We start from the raw sequence: 22,146 nt of genomic DNA, 5'->3' as shown, positions 1-22,146 counted from the left end.
TCACTACTGTGGCCCAGGTGATCGATGTGCGACCGAGCTCCTCCAGTCCGGCGCCGCGACGCCCGTCCCCGGATTTCGGGCCCGCGGATCGGTTGCGCGGGTGGGTGGTCACGCTCGTGATCACCGCGTTCGCCGCGATCACCCGGCTGCTGAATCTGCAGTACCCGACCGATGGCGGCACGCCGACCTTCGATGAGAAGTACTACGCCCATCAGGGCTGGGAAATGCTCAACGGCGGTGGGGTGGAGGACAACGCGGCCTACGGCTACATCGTGCACCCGCCCGTCGGGAAGCAGATGATCGCACTGGGGGAGGCGATCTTCGGCTACACCCCGTGGGGCTGGCGGTTTTCCGCGGCGATCGTCGGAATCGTGCTGGTGCTGCTCGTCGTTCGGATCGCGCGCCGGATGACCCGCTCGACGATGCTCGGCGCGATCGCGGGAATTCTGCTTATCTGCGACGGCGTCACGTTCGTCACCTCGCGCATCGGCATGCTCGACATCTTCCAGGCGCTGTTCGTGGTGGCGGCGTTCGGCTGCCTGATCGTGGACCGCGACGTGGTGCGCGAACGGCTGGCCCGCGCGGATGCGCAGGGGCGTATCGCGGTGAGCGCGTGGGGCCCCCGGCTGGGCGTGCGGTGGTGGCGGTTCGGTGCCGGTGTGCTGCTGGGACTTTCGACCGGCGTGAAGTGGTCCGGGCTGTACTACATCGTGGCGTTCGGGCTGCTGTCGGTGCTGTTCGATGTGGCCGCCCGGCGGGCGTACGGGGTGCCGCGGCCGTGGCTGGGCACGATCGTGCGCGACGTCGTGCCCGCGCTCGCCACGCTGGTCCTCGTGCCGATCCTGGTCTATCTGGGCAGCTGGAGCCTGTGGTTCGCCAGCGAGGACGGCTACGACCGGTACTCGGTGGGCAATGCGATCGGCGCCGGGGGCACCTGGTCCTGGATCCCGGACGCGCTGCGCTCGCTGTGGCACAACCAGGGCGAATCACTGAAATTCCATGAGAGCCTGACCAATTCGGCCGGTTACCACCACCCGTGGGAGTCCAAGCCGTGGTCGTGGCCGATGGGGTTGCGGCCGATGCTGTACCACTACGCCGACACCGGGGTCACCGGCTGCGGGCAGGCGTCGTGCGTGTCGGCGGTGATGCTGATCGGCACGCCCGCGATGTGGTGGGTGTCGCTGCCGATGCTGGGGTGGGGGATCTGGCGGACGGTGACCCGTTTCGACTGGCGGTACGCCGCGATGCTGGTGGGGTACCTGGCCGGTCTGCTGCCGTGGTTCATGGATCTGGACCGGCAGATGTACTTCTTCTACGCGGTGCCGATGGCTCCGTTCCTGGTGATCGGCATCGCGCTGGTGCTCGGCGACATCCTCGGCCCCGCCCCGTTCGCGCGCGCCGCGGCGTATCCGGGCGGCTCCGGGCCCGGCCTGTATCCGGCTGCGGTCGCGTCCCGGTTCCTGGCCGGCGGCGAACGGCAAACACTGAGCCTGATGCTGGTGTGCCTGTACGTGGGGCTGGTCGTGGCGAACTTCGCCTGGCTATGGCCGATCATGACGGGCTGGCCGGTCACGGTCGGCAACTGGCAGGCCCACCTCTGGCTGCCCAGCTGGCGCTGACTGCGGCGCGGGCACCCGGTGTCCGGGCCGCGGGTGCCCGTCGGTCAGGATGAGGGCATGCGGGACGCCGAGCGGGACCCGGCCGACACCCAGCGAGAACACTGGCAGCAGACCTATCGGGCACATCCGGAGATGTACGGCGACCAGCCCTCGCAGGCCGCGATCGAGGCGGGCGCGGTATTCCGGGACGCCGGTGCGCGCGACGTGCTCGAGCTGGGCGCGGGGCACGGCCGGGACGCGCTGTATCTGGCCCGCCTCGGATTTCACGTGCGGGCAACCGATTTCAGCTCCACCGGGCTCGGCCAATTACAGGACCGGGCGCGGGTCGACGGGCTGTCCGTCGAGACGGCGGTCGCCGACGTGCGCGAACCGCTTCCGCTGGCCGATGCGTCGGTCGACGCCGTGTTCGCCCACATGCTGCTGTGTATGGCGTTGTCCACCAAGGAAATCCTCGCCCTGGGCGCGGAGGTCCGGCGGGTGCTGCGGCCCGGCGGGACGCTGGTGTACACGGTGCGGCACACCGGCGACGCGCACTACGGGGCCGGAATCGCCCGCGGCGACGATATTTTCGAGCACGGCGGATTCGCGGTGCACTTCTTCTCCCGAGAGCTGGTCGACACCCTCGCCGACGGGTGGACCCTGCAGCGAGTGGAGAGCTTCGAGGAAGGGGAGTTGCCCCGCCGGCTGTGGCTGGTGATGCAGAGCCTGCCCGGGTGAGATCGCAGTGGCGGTCCGGGCCGTCGCCGAGAGATGCCAGGTGATCAGGCGGTTTCCGGCTGCGCCCGGCGGGACCACCGGCGCGGGAAACCATCACCACGCAGGCCCGGTCCGCCGCGGATCGCCCACACCGCGATGACGGGATCGCAGATCGCGCATCCCAGCGAGGAATTGTGTGCGAAAGGCAGAATCGGATGTCCCTTCAGATAGTGCAGGAGATCCCACCCACTGTGCAGTAGCCAGGCGACGCCGATCCAGCGCCACGATTCCAGGCCGCGGTAGGCGCAGTAGGTGATGACGGCGGCGAACGGAAGCTCCCAGACGCCGAACCCGCCGCCGCTGAGATAGGCGGCGCCGGCTCCGGCCACCATGACGGCATTGAACCGGCGCCGGTGCGGCTCGCGAATGAGGGAGTTCAGCAGCGCGTAGAGCATGCCGATCACGATCGGCGCGACGTAGGACATGGACGAAATCTCCTCGGGCAGTGGGTGTCCGGGCTCCGGGGCGAACCCACCGACGACGCTAGGTGCGCCGCTGACCACCGCCCAGTGGCATTTTCGACAACCCCCAACGGAAAAGCGCCAACCCGGGGCTAGGCTCGGACCATGCACACCGTGGCCGTCCTCGCGCTCGACGGGGTGATCCCGTTCGACCTGTCCACCCCGATCGAGGTGTTCTCCCGCACCCGGCTGGCCGACGGCCGTCCGGGGTATCGAATCCGGATCTGCGCGCGGCGTCCGGAGGTCGACGCCGGGCTGTTCACCCTGCGCGCGCCGTGGGGCCTGGACGGGCTGCGCGGCGCGGATACGGTCGTCGTTCCCGGCACCGCCGAGCCCGTGACCGCGCTGCCCGAGTCGGTGCGCGCGGCGCTGCTGGAGGCTGCCGCGGACGGTGCGAGGATCGCCTCGATCTGCTCGGGCACCTTCGCGCTGGCGGCCACCGGACTGCTGCACGGCCTGCGCGCCACCACGCACTGGGCCGCCGCGGATCTGCTGGCGGCGATGCATCCGGACATCGATGTCGATCCTGATGTGCTGTACGTCGACAACGGCCGGATCCTGACCTCCGCGGGCGCGGCGGCGGGACTCGACCTGTGCCTGCACATGATTCGCCGCGACTACGGTTCCGCGGTGGCGGCCGATGCGGCACGCCTGTCGGTGATGCCGCTGGAACGCGAAGGGGGACAGGCGCAATTCATCGTGCAGCCGCATCCGCCGACCCCGCGGGGCGGGACGCTGGAGCCGACAATTCAATGGCTGCAGGACAATCTGGCACAGGAGCTGACCGTCGGGATCATCGCCGCCCGGGCCGGGACCAGCCCGCGCACCCTCATCCGGCACTTTCGCGAGCAGACCGGTTCCACTCCGCTGCAGTGGGTGCGGCGGGCCCGCGTCCGGCGGGCTCAGCACCTGCTGGAGACGACCGATCACACCGTCGACCGCATCGCCGCCGTGGTGGGATTCGGTTCCCCCACCGCGTTCCGCGACCGCTTCAAGCGCACCACCGGCGTCAGCCCGCACGCCTATCGGCGCACCTTCCGCTGACGGGTTACCGATTCGCGGCCATCGCGTCGCGGACCGTGGTCTCCTGGCGGCCCAGGATCGGATCGGGTTGCACCACAATCGAATAGATCGCCTTGGTGGCCGCGAGCTGGTCGCGCACCCAGCATTTGTCGTAGGTCAGGTTGTGCGCCTGGGTGTGGTCGCCGACCGCGGTGGTCTCGAGGCCGACCGAGCGGCACAGTGCGACGGTGCGCGGGACGCTGAAGTCCTGGGTGACAACGATCGCCCGGCGTACACCGAAGATGCGGTATGCCCGCGAACAGGAGTCGTAGGTGTCGAAGCCGGCGTAGTCGACGGCGAGCTTGTCGGCGGGCACTCCTTTGCCGACGAGGTACTTGCGCATGGCATCGGGCTCGTCGTAGTCCCGGTGGCCGTAGTCGCCGGACAGCAGCAGCGCCTTCACCTTGCCCGCCCGCAGCAGGTCCGCGCCAAGGTCGAGCCGGGCGGCGACATAGGGGGAGGGCCGCCCGTCCGGGTAGATCTCCGCGCCCAGCACCAGTGCCACGTCCGAGGACGGCACGGTCGCCGTGGAGTACTCCAGGCCGTGCGCGCGATATCGGATCCATCCGATCGAGGCGCCGGCCACCACCACCGCGGCGAGCGCGGCCACCGCCGCGATGCTCAGCAGTCGTCTCGGCCGCAGCCATGACTTCGTGCGAGTTCCCGCCCCCGCCGGCGCTGTACGCAGACCCATGGCCGCCAGTCTGCCCGATTGCCGGGCCCGAGAGGTAATGAATTTACACTCGTTCACCCCACACGAAATAGAACAGGTTATAGGTTGGTTCGTGGGCCTGTCGCCCCACGTCACGAAGGGAAATGATGTCCGCCAACGCATCCGCCGCCGAACTCCTGGCCACCGTCGAGGCGTCGCCTCGGGCCGTGGCCGCACACGACCGCGCCGCCTGGGTGGGATTGTTCGCGCCCGGCGCCACTGTCGAGGATCCGGTCGGATCGCGCCCGCATACCGGGCGGGCGGCGATCGAGCGCTTCTACGACACGTTCATCGGGCCCAACGGCATCGCATTCTTCGTCGAGAACGATGTGGTGTGCGGGATGACCGTCTACCGGGATCTGGATATCGAGACCACCATGTCCACCGGCGTCACGCTGCGGGTGCCGATGCATCTGCGGTACGACGTCGAGCGGGTGGGGGGCGAGCTGAAAATCGTTACGTTGCACGCGCATTGGGAGCTTCCGACGATGATCGCGCAGCTGCTCGGCGCCGGCCCGCGGGGATTGGCCGCGGGGGCGAAGCTGACCCCGCAGCTGCTGGGCAATCAGGGAGTGGGCGGCGCCCTGGGTTTCGCGCGCGGATTCGTGCGGGTCGGCCCGGCGGGGCGGCGGAAGGCGACCGAGCTGCTGCAGCAGGCCGCGCGCGGCAATGCCCGGGCCGTGCGCGCGGCGCTGGCGCCGGGGGCGGTGCTGGAATGGCCCGCGGGAACGGTGGTGGACGCGGAGGAGTTCGTCGCGCGGGCCGCCGGGGCCGAGGCCGGCAAGACCCTTGTCGCCGGGCGCTACGTGACAATCTCGGTGGAGGCGGGCCAGGCGCGCCGCGGCATCGTGGAAATCATGATGGCGCGCGGCGGGCAGATCGCGGCCGCGCGCGCATTTCTCGCCGAATAGCGGACCGGAGGGTCGGCTATTCTCACCGGTTGGAACGGAGTACTCTCCGGTCAATTCTGTACACGGCTATGACCTGGCATCCTGTTCCGGAAAGCCATCGATCCGACCCCGCTCACCGCGAATTCCCGGCTGATTCACAGCTGATGCTTACCTAGATCAACAAGCGTAGGCTGCGTTTGCCCTGGCATATGGATTTTTGCCAGTCGTCCGACTGATGAAGGAAATATGAATCTGGTTACCGGAGCCGGTCGTTGGCTCACGCGCGGAGGGGCGGGGCTGGCCGTCGTGCTGCTCGGATGTGGCGCAGCGCATGCGGATACCGTGGTACCGCTACCCAACGGCAGACAAGCCCTGACGACCGCGACCGGCATTCGGGTCGATTTCAGCCGCACCGGCGAACAGGCCGTCATCTCCCCATCGATCGCCTTCAACGGACTCTCGCGCACCGCCAGCATGTCCGCCACCGTCTTCGCCACTGTTCCGGGTGCCACCGGCGGTCAGCTGGTCACCGGATATCTGGTGGGCTGCCAGGTCGACCTGTCCGGCGGGCTCTCGCTCGGCGGCGATATGTATGTGAGCCCCAGCAGCGCGACGCCGGAGATCGTGCCCAGCATCAACCTGGTGCCCGGCGCCGTGGCACAGGTCAAGTTCGACACCAAGAAGATCGACCCCAAGGCGGGCGCGATCGGCGTCGAATATCACGACCGCGGCGTGCAGGTCGGCGGGTGTGCGGGATATGCGCAGGCACGTGCGTACAGCACGCTGACCGTCACCAACGACCGCGGCACCGCCGAGGTGACCCTCTACGGCCAGCCGTTCAGTATCGGGTGATCGCGATGGGGACGAGATTTGCTATGAACGCCGGCGCCGCAAAGATTTTCGGCCCGCAGGAGAGGAACCGTGCCGTGCGAGGTGCGCTGGGGAGTGCGATCGTGGCGGGCGCGTGCGTGCCGCTGCTGCTCGTCGCGGGGACGGCCGACGCGGACACGCGCGTGCCGCTGCCCGACGGCCATGCCGGGTACACCACCCACGACGGGGTGCAGGTGCACGTCGACCGAACCGGGGAGAGCGCGACGATCTCCGGATCGATGGCCGCGAGCCCGCTCTCGCGCAATGCGTGGGTCTCGGCGGTGTCGACGGTGAATGCCAAGGCGCCGGCGAACATCAAGGTCACCGGCGGGCACATCGAGACCGGCTACCTCGTCGGTTGCCAGATCGATCTCGGGTCCGGCGTGCACGCCAACGCCAGCGGGGATTCCTCCGGGCAGAACAACAACTCGCAGAACGGCAACGGCGACGGCGGCGGGGATCAGGGCGGCGGCAACGACGCCGCCGGCAACGGCAACGGCGGTGGGGGCGGCGGAGGCGGGGGTGGCAACGGCAACGGCGGTGGGGGCGGCGGCGGCGGTGGTGGCGGACTGACGGTCGGCACCGGGTACAGCGGTGTGACCTTCAATGGTTCGACCCCGACGCCGTACATGGACCCGTCGATGTCGATCACGCTCAAGCCGGGCCAGGTGGCCACCAAGCAGATCCAGGTCTACAACTTCACCGGGACCTCCGGCACCAATCAGTTTGTCGACCACACGATCTCGATCGATGGCTGCGCCGGATACGCCGAGGCCCGCTCGTACACCACGATCGTCATCCAGGACAACGTCATGGACTCCACGCAGACGCTCTGGGGCAAGCCCTTCAGCCTCGGCTGAGCCGTGGCGCCTCGGCCGGGTCGACGGCCCGGTCGAGGCGAGGGCCGTCCGGTGCGGCGCGGAGCCCCAGGACGGCGTCGTGCAGGTACCGCGCGGCCGGCCTGCGCCGCATGATCTCCCGGCCCGCGGCGCCACGGACGGCTCGCGCCGTGGGATCGGCGAGATAGCGCAGACAGGTCTCGACGATCCGGTCGTATCCGGTGAAGACGACCGCATCGGAGAATTCCGTGGTCTCGTCGTCGTTCACGCAGTCCTCGGACACCACGAAGATGCCGTTGGCCAGCAGGTACGAGACCCGGACGATTTCGAAGACCCGCAGGTCGTAGTGGATGTTCAGGACTATTTTCGCCCGCGCGTACAGCGCGTCGCGGGATGCGCCGTAGACGTTGCTGACCGCCCGGGCGTTTACCCCGGCCTCGCGCAGTCGCTCGATCGGCGCGCGCCGTCTGTCGTTGGGCTCGCCGACGAACAGCACATCGATGTCCTGCACCGGGGCCGCCGGGATTCGCTCCAACTCCGGCACGCTGCCGATCGGCACATGCTGGACGTTCCGCACGCCCGCCGCCGCGAGCGCCGCGACGTTGTACCGGCTGTAATCCCAGACGGTGTGGCGGCGGAACAGCGCCAGCAATTCGTCCTGCGCCCACTTCGATCCCGGCACGATCTGCTCGAGGTTGTAGAGAATGGCGTCGTCCGGAACCTCCAGGTCCCACCACGACAGCGTGTTGCTGCCGAATACGATGTGCCGCCGGTTGGGGATTCGCAGGTCGTCGGACAGGATGCTGACGTGGCCCAGGCGCAGCAGCGCGGCATGAACGGTCTCAGCCACCTCGCGAAATGCCTCCCGGTACCGGTACGACGCCGGCGGCGCGATCGTGACGACGAACCTCATCCGGTCGGTGGGCGGCGGCAATTCGGGCTCGCTTTCGGCTGACGTGCCAGCATCTGTGGCTCCACTCGGCAGCGTATCGGCTCGTCACCCGGACTTCGCGGGCTGTCCCGGGCAGAATGTGCCGGTATGGACGGCCGGGGCGGGCGCGCGGCGGACCGGCGGGTGAGTGCGGCCGCCGGGGCAGGGGTGCGCAAGCGGCACGGCAGGCATTACACCCCGGTCCGGCTCGCCGAGTTCCTCGCCGAGCGGATGCTGGAACACGTTGTGCCGCACGGACGGCTGCGGATCCTGGATCCCGCGTGTGGCGACGGTGAACTGCTGCTGGCGGTGCATCGGGCCGCCGCGCAGCGATTTCCCGGGATTGCGCTGTGCCTGACCGGATACGACCTCGATCCCGAGGCGGTGGCCGTGGCGCGCGAGCGCTCGGCCGGGCTGTCCGTCGACTGGCGCGTCGGAGACTTCCTCTATGCGGCATCGGAACTGGAGAAGCACTCCTTCGATGCGGTCATCACCAATCCGCCCTATGTCCGTACCCAGCAGCTGGGCGCGGCGACCGCCCGGATGCTCAGCACCCGGTTCGGCCTGCGGGGGCGGATCGACCTGACCCACCCCTTCGTGGCCAGTGTTCCCCGGCTGCTGCGGCCGGGCGGCGTACTGGGCCTGTTGTGTGCCAACCGCTTTCTGACCACGAGGGCGGGTGCCAATCTGCGCGCCCTGCTGCGCGCCGAGCTGGCCCCGGTCGAACTCTACGATCTCGGTGACACCAAGCTGTTCGAGGCGGCGGTGCTGCCCGCGGTCACCGTCGCGGTGCGGGCCCCGCTGCGCGTCCCCTGTCGCTACGTCTCCGCCTACGAGGCCGACGGCGAACCCGGCTGCGGGACGGATCTTTTCGCGGCGCTGTCGGCGGCGCGGGACTGCTCGGTGCGGCACGACGGCCGCCACATCGTGATCGAGACGGGCCTGCTCGACCCCGGTGAGTTCCCCGGGCCGGGCGGATCTTCCGGTGACGCGGGGGGTTCCGTGCCGGGCGGCGAATCGGTGGTGGATCCCGCGACTCCGTGGCGGATGTCCCGGCCCGGGATCGACGCCTGGCTGCGCCAGGTTCGCGCGGGCACCTGGCGGACGTTCGGCGAGGTGGCGCGAATCCGCGTGGGCATCAAGACGACCGCGGACCGGGTGTTCATCTCCGACGACTGGGAGCGGCGGCGGCCGCGGCCGGAATCGGAGCTGCTGTTCGATCTGCTGACCCACCACGACCTCGCGCCGTGGCGGATCACGCGGGCGCATCCGACCCGGGTGCTGTACCCCTACGACGTGAACCGGCAGCGCCGCACCCCGGTGGACCTGGCCGAATTCCCCGCGGCCGCAGCCTATCTCGCCGAGCACAAGGACGTGCTGGCCGCCCGCGACTACGTGACCACGGGCGGGCGGGAATGGTTCGAGATCTGGGTGCCGCAGCGACCGCATCTGTGGCGGCATCCCAAGCTGGTCTTTCCCGATATCAGTGTCGCGCCGCGCTTTGCGCTGGATCGGAGCGGAGCGATCGTCAATGGCGACTGCTATTGGATGTCGCTTCCCGACATCGGCAGCGATGCGCTCGCCTATCTGCTGATGGGGGTGGCGAATTCGGCGCTGGGGCTGCGCTTCTACGACGCGGTGTGCGGCAACCGGCTCTATGCGGGGCGGCGGCGGTGGATCACGCAATACGTTGCGCGGCTACCGGTTCCGGATCCTTCGTCCTCGTCCGCGGTCGCCTTGGCGGCGTGGGTGCGCGCCTGCGTGGACGCCGGTGTCGATCCGGACCCGCGGGTCCTCGACGAGCGGGTGAATGCGGCATTCGGCGTCGGCGCGGACCTGCCGGCGCCCTAGCGCCGGTGCCCGCCCAGCATTGGTAGCAGTGTGCTGCGGGCGAATTCGCGCGCGGCGTGCTCGTCGCCGAGTGGGATCAGGCCGTCGGGGGTCAGCGCCAGGGATTGCGCCAGCCGCGCCATGACCTCCGCGACCAGGTCGGCGTCGAAGTCCAACTCGTCGTTGACCTTCTGCAGGCCGCGCAGCTTGTCGGCCAGATAGGCGCGACCGACCGCCAGCACCGGCCCCGCCTCGATGGTCAGCCGCGGCAGGATCAGCTCGGGTTCGGTGCGCAGCAGCCGCTGCAACAGCTCGTTGCGCGCCAGCGCGGTGATGAAGACGACGAAAATCTCGACCAGCTGATCCTCGTTGTCGGCGATGTCCTGTACCCGCCGGTCGATATCGGCGATGAACTGCTGAGCCTCCCGCACGCCGACCGCCTCGACCAGCTCGTTCTTCGACTCGAAGCGCCGGTACAGGGTGGCCGGGCTGATGCCCGCGCGCCGGGCGATCTCGCCCATGCTGGTGCGTTTGATGCCGAAGTCCAGGAATGCGGACAGGGCGCTCTCGAGCAGCTGCTCGCCGTCGGCCCGCGGCTTCTCCAGGATCCGCGCCAGGATGGGGGGTACAGACGGCATCGGGACTCCAGTCGATCGGTGGGGCTGCGTTCGATGGGGGACGGCGGAACGGATGGAGAGTCATTGTCTCACCGGCCGCGCACCGCCGCGGCGACCGTCCCGCCCACTCAGCGCAGGTTCAGCGCCGCCATCTCTCGCTCGATCGCATTGGCAGCGAAATCTATTCCACTGGAGCGCAATTCGTGAACACGGCGCTGCAGCGCCTCGATGCCCCCCGGTTGTGCGGCAATATCGGCCACACTGATTCGCCCCGTGGGTCGGTGCATACCGTTCTGCTCGTACGACACCGTGAAACCTCCTTGCCCAACACTCGCGTGCCGCCCCCGGAACGGAATTGCCGTGTCCCGCCTGCCGACTCGGCTCCGCGGGCCGGACCACGGGCACGCTGGGACGATGCTAGCAAGAGTTCTCTGCGCGGTCCCGGCGTGTGTGTGATGTGTCACATCAGGATGCCGTCGCGGTGCACGGCCAGATTGTTCAGATAGACCGCGGCATTGAGGCGAATCCGGTCCAGCTCGGCCTCGCCCAGCTCGCGCCGGACCTTGCCGGGCACGCCGGCGACCAGCGAGCCAGGCGGAATCTGGGCGTTCTCGGGGATCAGGGCGTTGGCCGCGATCAGGCTGCCGGCGCCGATCACCGCGCCGTTCAGGACGGTGGCGCCCATACCGACGAGCACGTCGTCGCCGACCGTGCAGCCGTGCAGGATCGCGTTGTGCCCCACCGAGGCTCCGGCACCGACCGTGAGCGGGAAGCCGGGGTCGGCGTGCAGTACGCAGCCGTCTTGAATGTTGGTCCGCGCGCCGATCGTGATGTCCTCCAGGTCGCCGCGCAGCACCGCCGAGTACCAGATGCCGACCTGCTCACCGAGGCGCACCCGCCCGATCACCGTCGCGTTCGGCGCGATCCACGCCGACTCGTCGACCTGCGGACTGTGCTCACCCAGTTGGATCATCATGATCGTCAACCTACCCGCGCCCCGGTCGTACGCCGTACGGACGCCTCGGGAAGCTGTCCACTGTGGTGAGGATGCGGTCGCGCAGTTGCCTTCTGGTAGCCAATCTGCGAATCGCGGGCGTGGATCGTGGCGTGTGGGTGGGTGGTGGACGACGATGGCGGTATGAGAATCGGGGTGCCGCGCGAGATCAAACCGCAGGAGCGCCGGGTCGCACTGACTCCGGCGGGTGCGGGCGAGCTGAACAGGTACGGGCACAAGGTGCTCGTCGAGACCGGCGCGGGGGAGGGATCCGGATTCCCGGACGCCGAATATCTCGCCGCCGGTGCACGGATCGTGCCCTCGGCCGACGAGGCCTGGCGCGAGGGCGAACTGGTGCTGAAGGTGAAAGAGCCCATCGCACCGGAATATTCGCGGATGCGGGCAGGACAGGTACTGTTCACCTTTCTGCACCTGGCCGCCTCCCGGGAGTGCACCGAGGCGGTCCTGCGCTCGGGGATCACCGCGGTCGCCTACGAGACCGTGCGCGGTCCCGCCGGATCGCTGCCGCTGCTGGCGCCGATGAGCGAGGTCGCGGGCAAGCTCGGCGTCCAGGCCGGCGCGCATCATCTGATGTCCCCGAACGGTGGCTCCGGGGTGCTGCTCGGCGGTGTGCCGGGAGTTCGCCCGGCCGAGGTGGTGGTGCTCGGCGGCGGCGTCGCGGGCTCCAACGCCGCGGCCGTCGCGGTCGGGATGGGTGCGCACGTCACGGTGCTCGACACCAATCTGGTGCGGCTGCGCGAGCTCGATGCTCGCTTCGGCGGCCGGCTGACCACCGTCGGATCCAATACCGCCGAGGTCGAACGGGCGGTGCTCGCCGCGGATCTGGTGATTGGATCCGTACTGGTGCCGGGCGCACGGGCGCCGCAACTGGTGCCCGACAGCCTGGTGGCCCGGATGCGACCCGGCTCGGTGCTGGTCGATATCGCCATCGACCAGGGCGGATGCTTTCAGAGCTCGCATCCCACCACGCACGACAACCCCACCTTCCGCGTGGCCGACGTGCTGTTCTACTGTGTGGCCAATATGCCCGGCGCGGTGCCGCACACGGCGACCGTGGCGCTCACCAACGCCACCCTGCCGTACGTCCGCGCGATCGCCGATCACGGCTGGCGCGCGGCGTGCCGCTCCCACCCGGGCCTGGGCCACGGGCTGACTGCCGATGCAGGACACCTGTTGTCGGCCGAGGTCGCGCAGGCACACGGGCTCGTCGCGATCGGCGGGCCGTCCGGGGTGTGAGGAAGCCGGGGCCCGGCCCAGCCGTCACAGGTACCAGTCCGGCTCACCCTCGGTCGGCAGATTGCGCAGCTTGTCGGGATTACGGACGGCGTTGATCGCGGTGATGCTGCCGTTGTCGATGGTGAACGAGAACACCCCGGTATGCGTGCCGTCGAAGACCAGCAGCCCGGGGGCGCCGTTGACCTCCACCATGCGGCCCCACGCGCCCGCACCGGCGCGGTACCAGCCCAGGAACATCTTGGCGATGAGCTCGGCGCCGCGCACCGGCTGGCGGATGGCGGGCACCTTGCCGCCGCCGTCGGCGGTGAGCAGCACGTTCTCGTCCAGGACGCCGAGCAGGGCGCTCAGGTCGCCCGAGCGCCACGCCAGCGCGAACGCCGAGACCACCTTCTTCTGCTCGTCGTGGCTGGCCGGGAAGCGCGGGGTGCCCTGCTCGACGTGTTTGCGGGCGCGCGAGGCCAGCTGGCGCACCGCCGCCGGGGTGCGGCCCACCACCTCGGCCACCTCGGGTCCGGACATGCCGAAGACGTCCTGCAGGACGAAGGCCGTGCGTTCGGCCGGGGTCAGCGATTCCAGCACCACCAGCAGGGCGGTCGTCACCCGCTCGTCCTGGGTGATGCGGTCGGCGGGATCGTCGATGGTGGTTACCTCCGGCTCGGGCAGCCATTCGCCGACGTACTGCTCGCGGCGGGCGCGCGCCGAACCCAGCTGATCCAGGGCCAGCCGGCCCGTCACGGTGGACAGCCAGGCGCGCAGATTGTCGATTCGCTCACCGGGGGAACGATTTTCGTGCCATCGCTGCAGCCGCAGCCACGCGTCCTGCACCACGTCGTCGGCATCGGTGAGACTGCCCAGCGTGCTGTATGCCAGCCGTCGCAGATACGGCCGATGCTCCTCGAACCGGCGCGCCAGCTCCGCGCGGTCGATCCCATCGACATCGTCGGGGTTATCGGTAGTCACTGCCAGCATCCCTAACGTCCGTCGCACACCCGTGGTGAGCCTATCGGCCTACTCCGACAGAAACTCACCGCGGCCGGTGCTCGCGCGTTCGACCCGCTGGATTCGACCCGCTGGATTCGACCCGCTGGATTCGACCCGCCGGACTCGGCTCGCTCGGCTCGCCGGATCCGGCGGACTCGACTCGCCGGACTCGACTCGCCGGACCCGTCCCGCCGGACCCGTCCCGCCGGGACGGGCTTGCCGGGACGGGATTGCCGGGACGGGATTGCCGGGACGGGATTGCCGGGACGGGCCCGCCGGACTCGGCCCGCTGGATTCGACCAACTGGGCCCGAACTGTCGGACCCGGCCGCCGAGCCGGGCCCGCTGCACGTGTCGAGCATGGCCTGCTGGGTCCGGTCCGGCGGACTGGGCCCGGCCGGACCGGACCGGCGGTGATTGCGGCGGACAGGGAGTGCCGGTGGAGTCGGTCGGCCGGGTTACCCTCGCTCGGTGAGTACGCGGTGGTCGACGGCAGTGGGGCTGGTGCTGGGGTTTGCGCTGGACCGGATGCTCGGGGATCCGCGGCGGTGGCATCCGGTGGCCGGATTCGGTTCGGCCGCTGCGGCGTTGGAGTCGAGGACGTATCGCGCGCGCCGGGGTGCGGGAGTGATGCACGAGGCGGTGCTTGTCGGCGGAACGGTCCTGGTCGGCGTCGTGGCGCAGCGGGCGGGCTCCGCGCGGGGTGGCGATGCGGCGGCGCGGTTCGTCGCCTCGGCCGCGCTGACCGCGCTGGCCACCTGGACGGTGCTCGGCGGGACGACGCTGGCGCGGACCGGACGGGAGATGGCGGATCGGCTCGAGGTGGGCGATGTGGACGGGGCGCGGGCGCTGCTGCCGTCGCTGTGCGGGCGCGATCCCGAGGTTCTCGATGCGGACGGATTGGCCCGTGCCGCAGTCGAATCCATCGCCGAGAACACCTCCGACGCGACCGTGGCGCCGCTGGTGTGGGGTGCGATCGCGGGCATTCCGGGCCTGCTGGGCTACCGCGCGGTGAACACGCTGGACGCGATGATCGGCTACCGCAACGAGCGCTACCGCGACTTCGGCTGGGCCGCCGCCCGGACCGACGACCTGGCCAATCTGCTCCCGGCCCGGCTCAGTGGCGCACTGACCGCGGCGCTGGCCCCGCTCGCCGGTGGCAGCCCCGCGGCCTCGCTGCGCGCCTGGCGCCGCGATGCCGGAAAGCATCCGAGTCCCAATGCGGGCGTGGCGGAGTCGGCGATGGCCGGTGCGCTCGGCATCACCCTGGGCGGACGCACGGAGTACCGGCACGGCATCGAGATCCGCCCCACCCTCGGCGACGGTCCCGCGCCCCACGTCGCCGATCTGCGCCGCGCCGTGCGCCTGTCCGCGGCCGTTCAATGCGCCGCGGCGTGTACAGCGGCCGCCGCAGCCCTCGCCTTCTGACAGCGGCGTCGCATCGGCCGACGCGAGTACGCCGGTGTCATGCCCGACAGGTACCTGGCCGGACCACCGCCGCAATGTCGCGCGGGCGCTGCGTCCGAGGTTCGGTGATCGAGGGGATCGGAATGCCCAGCCGCGGCCCTCACATCGACCGCCGCCGGAACGTCGTGCGGCGCTGCGACATTCGACCGCTGCCGGAACATCGTGCGGCGCTGCGCCGGCGCTCGCGGCTCGCTGGTCGAGGCGGACCGAAATGTATCGCCGCCATTGCGCTCACCGGCGGCAGATATGCGTATTGATTCCGTCTGGATGTAAACCCGGCCGTGTTACATCGGCATAAACTCCCAGTTGTCGGCGGTATTTCGCCGCCGGGGAAGTGGGGATGCGATGGGGAAAGTTCTCGATGCGGTACTGCTGGTGGTGTGGGCGGCCATATTCCTCGGGCTGTGCATCGGCGCCCCCGGGGTGGGTGTGTTTCTCACCGCGTGGGGCGGCATCGTGATCCTGGGGTTCTACAACTCCTATGTCCGCCACGATCGGGGCGCCGACCGGCAGGGACCGATCCTGGGGCGGCCGATGAATCACACGCAGTCACTGCGAGCCGCCTGGCGCTAGCCGCTCGAACCAGAGCGATGCGGACCGGAAGTAGCGGCGGCCGGTGGCGCTCGGACCGCGCGAAAGAGCCTGTGGCCCAAGCGGATCGGTCCGGAACAGCGCGGCGACGACGGGCGTGGCCGCGGGCTCGGCCAGCACCAGCACCTCATCGCCGCTGCGCAGCCGGGTCTCCGGGGTGACGGTCACCAACCGGCCGCGCCGGATGATCACGCTCACCCAGAGATCCTCCGAGGACAGTCCCGCGACCGTGGCGCCGTCGGCGGTCGAACCCGCCGCGACGGTGAACCGGTGCAGGCTCTCGGGCTCTTCTTCGAATCGCGCATTCATGGTCCAGGGCCGCGGATTCACCGTCCGCAGCGGCAGCCCGAGCCGCTGCGCGAGGATCGGTACGGCACTGCCCTGCACGATGACCGAGAAGGCCACCACCACGAAGATGATCTCGTAGGCGCGCCGGGCGTCCGGCACCCCCGCGTGCACGATGAAGCTGCCCAGCAGGATCGGCACCGCGCCCTTGAGCCCGGTCAACAGCACGAACAGCCGTTCGCCACGCTCGAGCCGGATGCGCCAGGTCAGCGCGCCGACCAGCAGGGGGCGAATCGCCACGGTCAGCAGTATCGCCAGGCCCAGCCCGATCCACCAGGCGCCGCCCTGCACGACCCCGTGCGGTCCGGTCACCTGAATGGTGAAGCCCAGCATGACGAATGCGACGATCTCGCCCAGATTGGCCAGCGCCGAATGGAATCGCTCGATCTCCGCGCGATAGGGCGCGCGCTGCCCCCCGATCACCACGCCCGCGACCAGCACGGCGAGAAATCCGGAGCCGTGCGCGAGGGTGGTGGCGGCGTAGATTGCCATGGCGCACATCAGAACTCGGAGCGAATACATCCCGGCCGCGGGCAGCGGTACCCGCCGCATGAACCACAGCAGCCCGAGCCCGCCCACCAGGCCCACCACCGCGCCGACCACGATCTGCACGGCGAACCCGGTGGCCACCGCCCCGACCGACCGCATATCGACCCGCGTCGCGGTGAGCAGCACGACCAGCAGCGCGATCCCGACGGGGTCGTTGGCCCCGGACTCGCCCTGCAGCAAAATCCCACTGCGGCCGCCGATCTCGCGGCGGCCCAGCACCGAGAACACCACCGCCGGATCCGTCGGCGACAGTGCCGTGCCCAGCAGCAGCGCGATCCGCCAGCCCAGCCCGAACAGGGTGTGCGCGGCCAGCGCCAGCGCCGCGGCCGTCGCCAGCGTTCCGGCCACGCCGATCCACGCGATGGCGCCGGCGTTCGCCCGGAACTGCCGCCAGCCGATCTGCATGCCGCCGTCGAACAGGATCACCACCAGGGCGACCGTGACCACCTGCTCGACGGCATCGAACGGAATGGTCTCGAGGCGGGGCCAGACATCGGAGGCCAGCGCCGCGCCCACCAGGAACAGTGCCGACACGGGTACCGGAACCCATCGCCCCAGCCGATTGGACAGCACGGCCGCCAGGCCCACGAGGGCGGCGATGAGGACGGCGGCGGCGAACGGCGATACCGCGCTCATCGCGACCGCGCCAATGCGGCGGGTACCGGACCCGAACGAGATCCGATGGCGGAGAACGGAATCGATCGAGGTGGTGGGGATAAGGGCATGGAAAAACCTCATGACATGGACGATGAAATCGTCGACCAGACTTCCCGACCCGCCTGGTACAACTTTAATGGTTCATTGACGTTTGGCTGATCATTTTTCGGGAACGAGCGGTGCGGACTCGATGCCGAGTGTTTGCTAGCGCTGAACAGCCCTGGCGTAGTGGTTATCCCGGTCCGGATAACCGCGATCGCCCGACTCGAGGCGGCGGTCTTACGCATCACCCGCCGGCTCTCGCCGATTATGGTCTGCCCGTGAGACTTTCGCGTCGGTGCCGGGATCCCTGAGGTCGAGGCAGCGGGCTACACTCCCTCACACACGGCCTGAGCCACGACGCCGACTCCAAGGCGCGAGGGCGCCGATCGGCTCGACGGCCGGCCGACTGCGAATGCCGGTGCGGGCCATGCGATGTCGGGTTCGACCCGTCGGCCGGCGAAGGAGCCGCTGTTCCGGCCGAGGTTCCGCCGGATCAGCGACGGGCCCCGCCGTAACGATCGGCGAGGCGGTCGGCGTTGGTCCGAGGCGGTGGCGTCGGGGTCGCCGCGGCGGGTTCCGGGGGCTGGTCCGTGGGGGCCGGTTCGGGGACGCCGTCGGTGGAATCGGTTGGGGTGTGGGGAGGTCCGGCCGGGACCGGAGTCGAGGGCGTCTCGCCCGTCCCGCGTTCGCGTCGGCGCTCGCGAATCTCGGCGTAGACGAAGTAGCCGAGGCCGAGCGGGGCCATGACGCCGAATGCGATCCACTGCAGGCCATACGACAGGTACGGTCCGGCGTCGAGTTGCGGTAGCGCCTCGGGGGTGAACGCGCCCGGCTGGCCGTCGCCCAGCTGCACGTAACCGCCCGGGCCGCCGGTCGGAATGCCGGTCAGCGGGGTGCCGAGCACGGTCGAGAGCTGGGTGGTGTCGATGGAATACACCTGCCGGTAGCCGTTCTCGGTCATCGGCTCCTTGCCGGGAATCGTGCCCTCGGACTTGCGCACGCGGCCCTCGATCCGCACCGCGCCCGGCGGCGCAGCGGCGACCACCGGCAGATGTGCGCCGTCGGGGGCCCCGAGCAGGCCGCGATCGACCAGCAGGGTGCGGCCGTCGGGCAGCCGGAACTCCGTCAGGACGCCGTATGCGGGTTTGTCGTCGAGGCGCTGCAGCCGCTGCAGCACCGTCGAGCCGGGCACGTAGCTGCCCTCGGCGGTGACGCGCCGCCACTCGGTGTCCTTGGCGTTCGGGGTGTTCAGCAGCGTGGTGACCTCGACGGGCGCGGCGCGGACCGAATCGGCGATCAGGTTGTTGCGGTGCGAGGTCGAGATGTTCTTGCCCAGCTGCCATGGCGCGAGCACCGTGAAGCAGAGGTACGCGAAGGCGGCCACGACGATGGCCAGAATCGCCCAGCTGGGTCGCAGCAGGAAGGTCAGCCGGCGCAGCACGCTCATTGCGGTTCGCCCTGTCGCCGTGGCGCCTCGCGCGGTTCACCGAGCTGGTCGTGCACCCAGTCGAGCAGTCCCGGGACGGCGGCCTCGATCTCCTCGCGGACCCGCTCGAAGTCCCGATCGTCGCCGTAGTACGGATCCTCGACGTCGGTGGTCGAGGCGTCCGGGTCGAAGCTGCGCAGCAGGCGGCGGCGCGCGGCCGGTACGCCGTTGCGGGTCAGGTAGCGGTCGTGCCCGCGATCGAGGCCGACGACCATATCGGCCCGGAGGTGGTCGGGCCCGACGACCGCCGCCACATGCCCGGTCGGATAGCCGTGCCGCGCCAGGACCGCGGTGGTGCGCGGATCCGCATCCTCGCCGGCATGCCAGGGCGTGGTTCCGGCGCTACTCACGCGCACCCGATCCGAGAGCCCGGCCCGCTCGACGGACGCGGCGAAGATCTTCTCGGCCATCGGCGACCGGCAGATGTTCCCGGTGCAGATGAATGTCACGTTCAGCTGGCGCTGATTAAATGAACCCCGTGACCAGGATGTTTGCGTGGTCACGGGGTCCATCCTACGAATCTCCTACGATTTATGCCGCATGCGTGTTCCAGCCCGCAGCGGCCACCGCTCTTCGGCCCCGCTGCGCCTCCGCACCAAGTGTATCGGCGTCGAGCCGCTTTCCAGCATTCACCAGGTGTGTGTAGACCTTCAAGGTGGTAACCGGCGACTTGTGGCGGACCTTCATAGTCACGGTCGCGATGGTCTCGCCGACCGCTAACAGCGTCGACGCGTAGTAGTGGCGCAGACCGTGAGAGGTAAATCGGCGCTCGGGATAGCGTCGCCCGAGAGTCACTCGTTCGGCCATCGGGCCGCCTATCTTGTCTACGGCCGCCGCGATTGCCCTGGAGATCTGATGTGAGGCGACGCGCTCGCCGTTCACGATGACCATGTAACCGCTGGTGCGCCCGTCCAACAGTTGCCGCAGCAGATCTGCAGCCCAGGGGTCGACAGGGAACGGTTTTGTGGAGGCGGGGCGTTTGAGGCTGTCATCCGGGGCGTCGAGTCGGTCTGGTTCACGGCAACTCGGTTTCCGGTACTGAAGCCCCGGAGTGTAGATCAGGGTGGACCAGTTCAAATCTTCGATGTCTGCCCCGGCGATCTCGCTGAGCCGCAGCCCGAAGAACGCACCGAGCACGACCGCGATCCGGAACTGGGGGTCGATGGCGTCGTAGACCTGCCAGATCTGTTCGGTCGCAGCGTAAAACCTGCTGTCGGCATCGATGCCTTGTGCGGCCGGGGGTAGCGCGGGTGACACCCACACCCGGATCGCGGCACCGGTCTCGGGGGTCACGGTGCGGTCGGTGCCGACCGAGAGCAGGCCGCTGCTCTGGGCGGCGGCGAGCCCCCGACTTGTAACGGACGGCGGTGGTGACCCCCACAGCCCGCAGCGCCACTGCCTCTCCTCAGGGTGGTATCGCCGATAGCGCGCTCGTTCGCGCCCCGACGGCCTCAGCAGGCCAAAGGGGCGCGCACGTTCGCCGAGGGACCGTGAGTAGCACAACCTGCCACATTCCATGCCATCAGAGAGGCGGGGCTGAACGACACCTAACCAAGCCGGTCATCCCGCTGAGGTAGGTACTCAGGAGCCGGTTCGGGCGCGGAACTCCTGTTCGACCTGGGCGCCGATGTCCGGGTCGATGTTGCGCCAATACTCGAAGACACGCGACAGCACTGGCTCCTTCACCCCTGAACCATCACACATGTGGTCGATGATGTTGCTCACCAATCGCTTTCGCTGAGGTTCATCCATCACGCGACGCACCAGGTCTCCGGCTTGGCTCCAGTCGTCGTCGTCGCGGCGCAGGGTGTAAGCGGTGCGTACAAAATCTCCGTCGGTGTGCCAGACGATTTCGGAGGCGCGTGCCGGATCAGCCACCGGTCCACCTGCGGAGTTGGGCACGTACACAGGGTCGGAGACAGGTAGTACCCGCATGGCGCCGTCTTTGGCGTAGCTGCGCACCTCGACCTTGGGAGCGTTGACCGGGATTTGCTTGTGGTTGATGCCGATCCGAGCGCGCTGCGCGTCGGCGTAGGCGAAACTCCGGCCGAGGAGGAGCTTGTCCGGGCTCAACCCGGTGCCGGGTACTAGGGCGCCGGGGTCGAATGCCGCCTGCTCCACGTCGGTGTGGTGATCGCGGACGTGACGGTCCAACGTCATCGTGCCGACATCAATCAGCGGATAGTCGTTGTGCGGCCACACCTTTGTCACGTCGAACGGGTTGAGCCGGTAGGTCTTGGCCTCCTCGAACGGCATGATCTGCACCTTCAGCGACCAACTGGGGAAGTCCCCGCGCTCGATCGCGTCGAACAGGTCGCGCTGGTTGCAGTCCGGGTCGACGCCGGCGAGCCGGTCGGCCTCGGCCTGGGTCAGGCACTCGATGCCCTGATCGGTCTTGAAGTGGTATTTCACCCAGAAGATCTCGCCATCGGCGTTGATCCAGCTGAACGTGTGCAACCCGTACCCGTTCATGTGCCGCAACGTCTTCGGAATGCCGCGGTCGCCCATGACCAGCGTGACCAGGTGCGCGGACTCCGGCGAGAGTGTCCAGAAATCCCACGTCATGTTGTGGTCGTGAATATTATTGTCCGCCCGGCGTTTCGCCGCTCGGATCAGATTCGGAAACTTGATGGGGTCGCGGAGGAAGAACATCGGGACGTTGTTTCCGACGATGTCGAAGTTCCCATCGGTGGTGTAGAACTTGACCGAGAATCCGCGGGTGTCGCGCAGGGTGTCGGCGCTGCCGCGCTCGCCGGCGTTGCCCGCGAGCCGCACGAACACCTCGGTTTTCGTGCCCGGGGCGAAGACCTTCGCCTTCGTATAGGCGCTCACATCGTTGGTGACCTCGAAACGCCCGAAAGCTCCAGCGCCCTTGGCATGCGGCTGCCGCTCGGGGACTCGCTCTCGGTTGAAGTGGGCCATGGTTTCGATCAGCTGGTGGTCTTGAAGCAGAATCGGACCGTTAGGGCCGACGGTCAGTGAATGAGTATCGGTCGGCGACGGCGCGCCCACCTCGTTGGTGCGGTAGTTTCCGGCCATTTTCGTACCCATCTCCTCGCTACTGCGGTATGATGCGCGAGCCTTCTCGGCAGACTTATGGCGACACTGTGCAAATGCGCAGCACCCGAAAACTCTGGGTTTCACCTGCGATTCAACACGAATGCAGGGAGTACGGCAATCTTTCGGCTATG

22 protein-coding genes are annotated in these 22,146 nt (G+C 69.0%); 10 read left to right on the top strand and 12 right to left on the bottom strand.

Annotation, left to right across the window (positions count from 1 at the left end; translation table 11 throughout):
• Positions 1-8: 8 nt before the first annotated feature.
• Both KO481_RS39690 and KO481_RS39685 read left to right on the top strand, forming a co-directional pair.
• Positions 9-1,619, top strand: a complete 1,611-nt coding sequence (locus KO481_RS39690) for a dolichyl-phosphate-mannose--protein mannosyltransferase (RefSeq protein ID WP_308166960.1) — start codon at positions 9-11, stop codon at positions 1,617-1,619.
• A gap of 57 nt (positions 1,620-1,676) precedes the next feature.
• Positions 1,677-2,336, top strand: a complete 660-nt coding sequence (locus KO481_RS39685; protein WP_215923706.1) for a class I SAM-dependent methyltransferase — start codon at positions 1,677-1,679, stop codon at positions 2,334-2,336.
• 44 nt (positions 2,337-2,380) lie between these two features.
• Here the strand turns inward: KO481_RS39685 and KO481_RS39680 are convergent, their stop codons facing one another.
• Positions 2,381-2,800 (bottom strand): DUF6010 family protein, encoded by a 420-nt coding sequence (locus KO481_RS39680; protein WP_215923705.1) that lies wholly within the window; start codon positions 2,798-2,800, stop codon positions 2,381-2,383.
• A 141-nt stretch (positions 2,801-2,941) separates the two neighbouring features.
• Here KO481_RS39680 and KO481_RS39675 point away from each other — a divergent pair, with 141 nt between their 5' ends.
• On the top strand, positions 2,942-3,880 hold the full coding sequence (locus KO481_RS39675; protein WP_215923704.1) for a GlxA family transcriptional regulator: 939 nt from the start codon (positions 2,942-2,944) through the stop codon (positions 3,878-3,880).
• A 4-nt stretch (positions 3,881-3,884) separates the two neighbouring features.
• Here KO481_RS39675 and KO481_RS39670 read toward each other — a convergent pair whose 3' ends face one another.
• Positions 3,885-4,592: a SanA/YdcF family protein gene (locus KO481_RS39670; protein ID WP_215923703.1), complete on the bottom strand. Its 708-nt coding sequence runs from the start codon at positions 4,590-4,592 to the stop codon at positions 3,885-3,887.
• Between the two features lie 125 nt (positions 4,593-4,717).
• Here KO481_RS39670 and KO481_RS39665 point away from each other — a divergent pair, with 125 nt between their 5' ends.
• The 3 genes from KO481_RS39665 (at position 4,718) to KO481_RS39655 (ending at position 7,230) form a co-directional block, all read left to right on the top strand.
• Positions 4,718-5,521: a nuclear transport factor 2 family protein gene (locus KO481_RS39665; protein ID WP_215923702.1), complete on the top strand. Its 804-nt coding sequence runs from the start codon at positions 4,718-4,720 to the stop codon at positions 5,519-5,521.
• A gap of 225 nt (positions 5,522-5,746) precedes the next feature.
• Entirely contained in the window at positions 5,747-6,352 is a 606-nt protein-coding gene (locus tag KO481_RS39660; RefSeq protein ID WP_215923701.1) for an MspA family porin, read from the top strand.
• Between the two features lie 74 nt (positions 6,353-6,426).
• On the top strand, positions 6,427-7,230 hold the full coding sequence (locus KO481_RS39655) for an MspA family porin (RefSeq protein WP_215923700.1): 804 nt from the start codon (positions 6,427-6,429) through the stop codon (positions 7,228-7,230).
• Here KO481_RS39655 and KO481_RS39650 read toward each other — a convergent pair.
• Positions 7,217-8,059 (bottom strand): glycosyltransferase family protein, encoded by an 843-nt coding sequence (locus KO481_RS39650; protein ID WP_215923699.1) that lies wholly within the window; start codon positions 8,057-8,059, stop codon positions 7,217-7,219. The two genes, KO481_RS39655 and KO481_RS39650, sit on opposite strands and share 14 nt — an antisense overlap.
• Positions 8,060-8,248: 189 nt before the next feature.
• Here KO481_RS39650 and KO481_RS39645 point away from each other — a divergent pair, with 189 nt between their 5' ends.
• On the top strand, positions 8,249-9,991 hold the full coding sequence (locus KO481_RS39645) for an Eco57I restriction-modification methylase domain-containing protein (RefSeq protein WP_215923698.1): 1,743 nt from the start codon (positions 8,249-8,251) through the stop codon (positions 9,989-9,991).
• On the opposite strand, the gene KO481_RS39640 is transcribed toward KO481_RS39645, so the two are convergent.
• From KO481_RS39640 to KO481_RS39630, 3 genes are all read right to left on the bottom strand, one after another.
• Positions 9,988-10,608: a TetR/AcrR family transcriptional regulator gene (locus KO481_RS39640; RefSeq protein ID WP_215923697.1), complete on the bottom strand. Its 621-nt coding sequence runs from the start codon at positions 10,606-10,608 to the stop codon at positions 9,988-9,990. The two genes, KO481_RS39645 and KO481_RS39640, sit on opposite strands and share 4 nt — an antisense overlap.
• 107 nt (positions 10,609-10,715) lie before the next feature.
• Positions 10,716-10,847: a hypothetical protein gene (locus KO481_RS44175; protein WP_281066288.1), complete on the bottom strand. Its 132-nt coding sequence runs from the start codon at positions 10,845-10,847 to the stop codon at positions 10,716-10,718.
• 200 nt (positions 10,848-11,047) lie between these two features.
• Entirely contained in the window at positions 11,048-11,563 is a 516-nt protein-coding gene (locus tag KO481_RS39630) for a gamma carbonic anhydrase family protein (protein ID WP_215923695.1), read from the bottom strand.
• Between the two features lie 162 nt (positions 11,564-11,725).
• On the opposite strand from KO481_RS39630, the gene ald reads away from it, so the two are divergent.
• On the top strand, positions 11,726-12,838 hold the full coding sequence (gene ald / locus KO481_RS39625; protein ID WP_215923694.1) for an alanine dehydrogenase: 1,113 nt from the start codon (positions 11,726-11,728) through the stop codon (positions 12,836-12,838).
• 24 nt (positions 12,839-12,862) lie between these two features.
• On the opposite strand, the gene sigJ is transcribed toward ald, so the two are convergent.
• Positions 12,863-13,798, bottom strand: coding sequence for an RNA polymerase sigma factor SigJ (gene sigJ, locus KO481_RS39620; protein ID WP_308166959.1), 936 nt, complete (start codon positions 13,796-13,798; stop codon positions 12,863-12,865).
• Positions 13,799-14,346: 548 nt separating this feature from the next.
• On the opposite strand from sigJ, the gene KO481_RS39615 reads away from it, so the two are divergent.
• Together KO481_RS39615 and KO481_RS39610 are read left to right on the top strand one after the other, a co-directional pair.
• Positions 14,347-15,246 (top strand): cobalamin biosynthesis protein, encoded by a 900-nt coding sequence (locus KO481_RS39615; RefSeq protein ID WP_245402194.1) that lies wholly within the window; start codon positions 14,347-14,349, stop codon positions 15,244-15,246.
• Positions 15,247-15,630: 384 nt separating this feature from the next.
• Positions 15,631-15,858, top strand: a complete 228-nt coding sequence (locus tag KO481_RS39610) for a hypothetical protein (RefSeq protein WP_215923691.1) — start codon at positions 15,631-15,633, stop codon at positions 15,856-15,858.
• On the opposite strand, the gene KO481_RS39605 is transcribed toward KO481_RS39610, so the two are convergent.
• From KO481_RS39605 to KO481_RS39585, 5 genes are all read right to left on the bottom strand, one after another.
• A complete protein-coding gene (locus KO481_RS39605) occupies positions 15,835-17,508 on the bottom strand; it encodes a cation:proton antiporter domain-containing protein (protein ID WP_245402180.1) in 1,674 nt (557 codons plus the stop codon). The two genes, KO481_RS39610 and KO481_RS39605, sit on opposite strands and share 24 nt — an antisense overlap.
• 454 nt (positions 17,509-17,962) lie before the next feature.
• Positions 17,963-18,907, bottom strand: coding sequence for an SURF1 family cytochrome oxidase biogenesis protein (locus tag KO481_RS39600; RefSeq protein ID WP_215923738.1), 945 nt, complete (start codon positions 18,905-18,907; stop codon positions 17,963-17,965).
• A 5-nt stretch (positions 18,908-18,912) separates the two neighbouring features.
• A complete protein-coding gene (locus KO481_RS39595; protein ID WP_308166958.1) occupies positions 18,913-19,458 on the bottom strand; it encodes a low molecular weight protein-tyrosine-phosphatase in 546 nt (181 codons plus the stop codon).
• 28 nt (positions 19,459-19,486) lie between these two features.
• Positions 19,487-20,248, bottom strand: a complete 762-nt coding sequence (locus tag KO481_RS39590) for a tyrosine-type recombinase/integrase (protein ID WP_215923689.1) — start codon at positions 20,246-20,248, stop codon at positions 19,487-19,489.
• Positions 20,249-20,536: 288 nt separating this feature from the next.
• Entirely contained in the window at positions 20,537-21,994 is a 1,458-nt protein-coding gene (locus KO481_RS39585; RefSeq protein WP_215923737.1) for a catalase, read from the bottom strand.
• Positions 21,995-22,146 lie beyond the last annotated feature (152 nt).

The sequence above is a fragment of the Nocardia albiluteola genome, from assembly GCF_018860155.1.
Taxonomy (GTDB): Bacteria; Actinomycetota; Actinomycetes; order Mycobacteriales; family Mycobacteriaceae; genus Nocardia; species Nocardia albiluteola.
The sequence above is the reverse complement of the archived record's forward strand: the minus strand, read 5'-3'. Positions and strand labels throughout refer to the sequence as shown.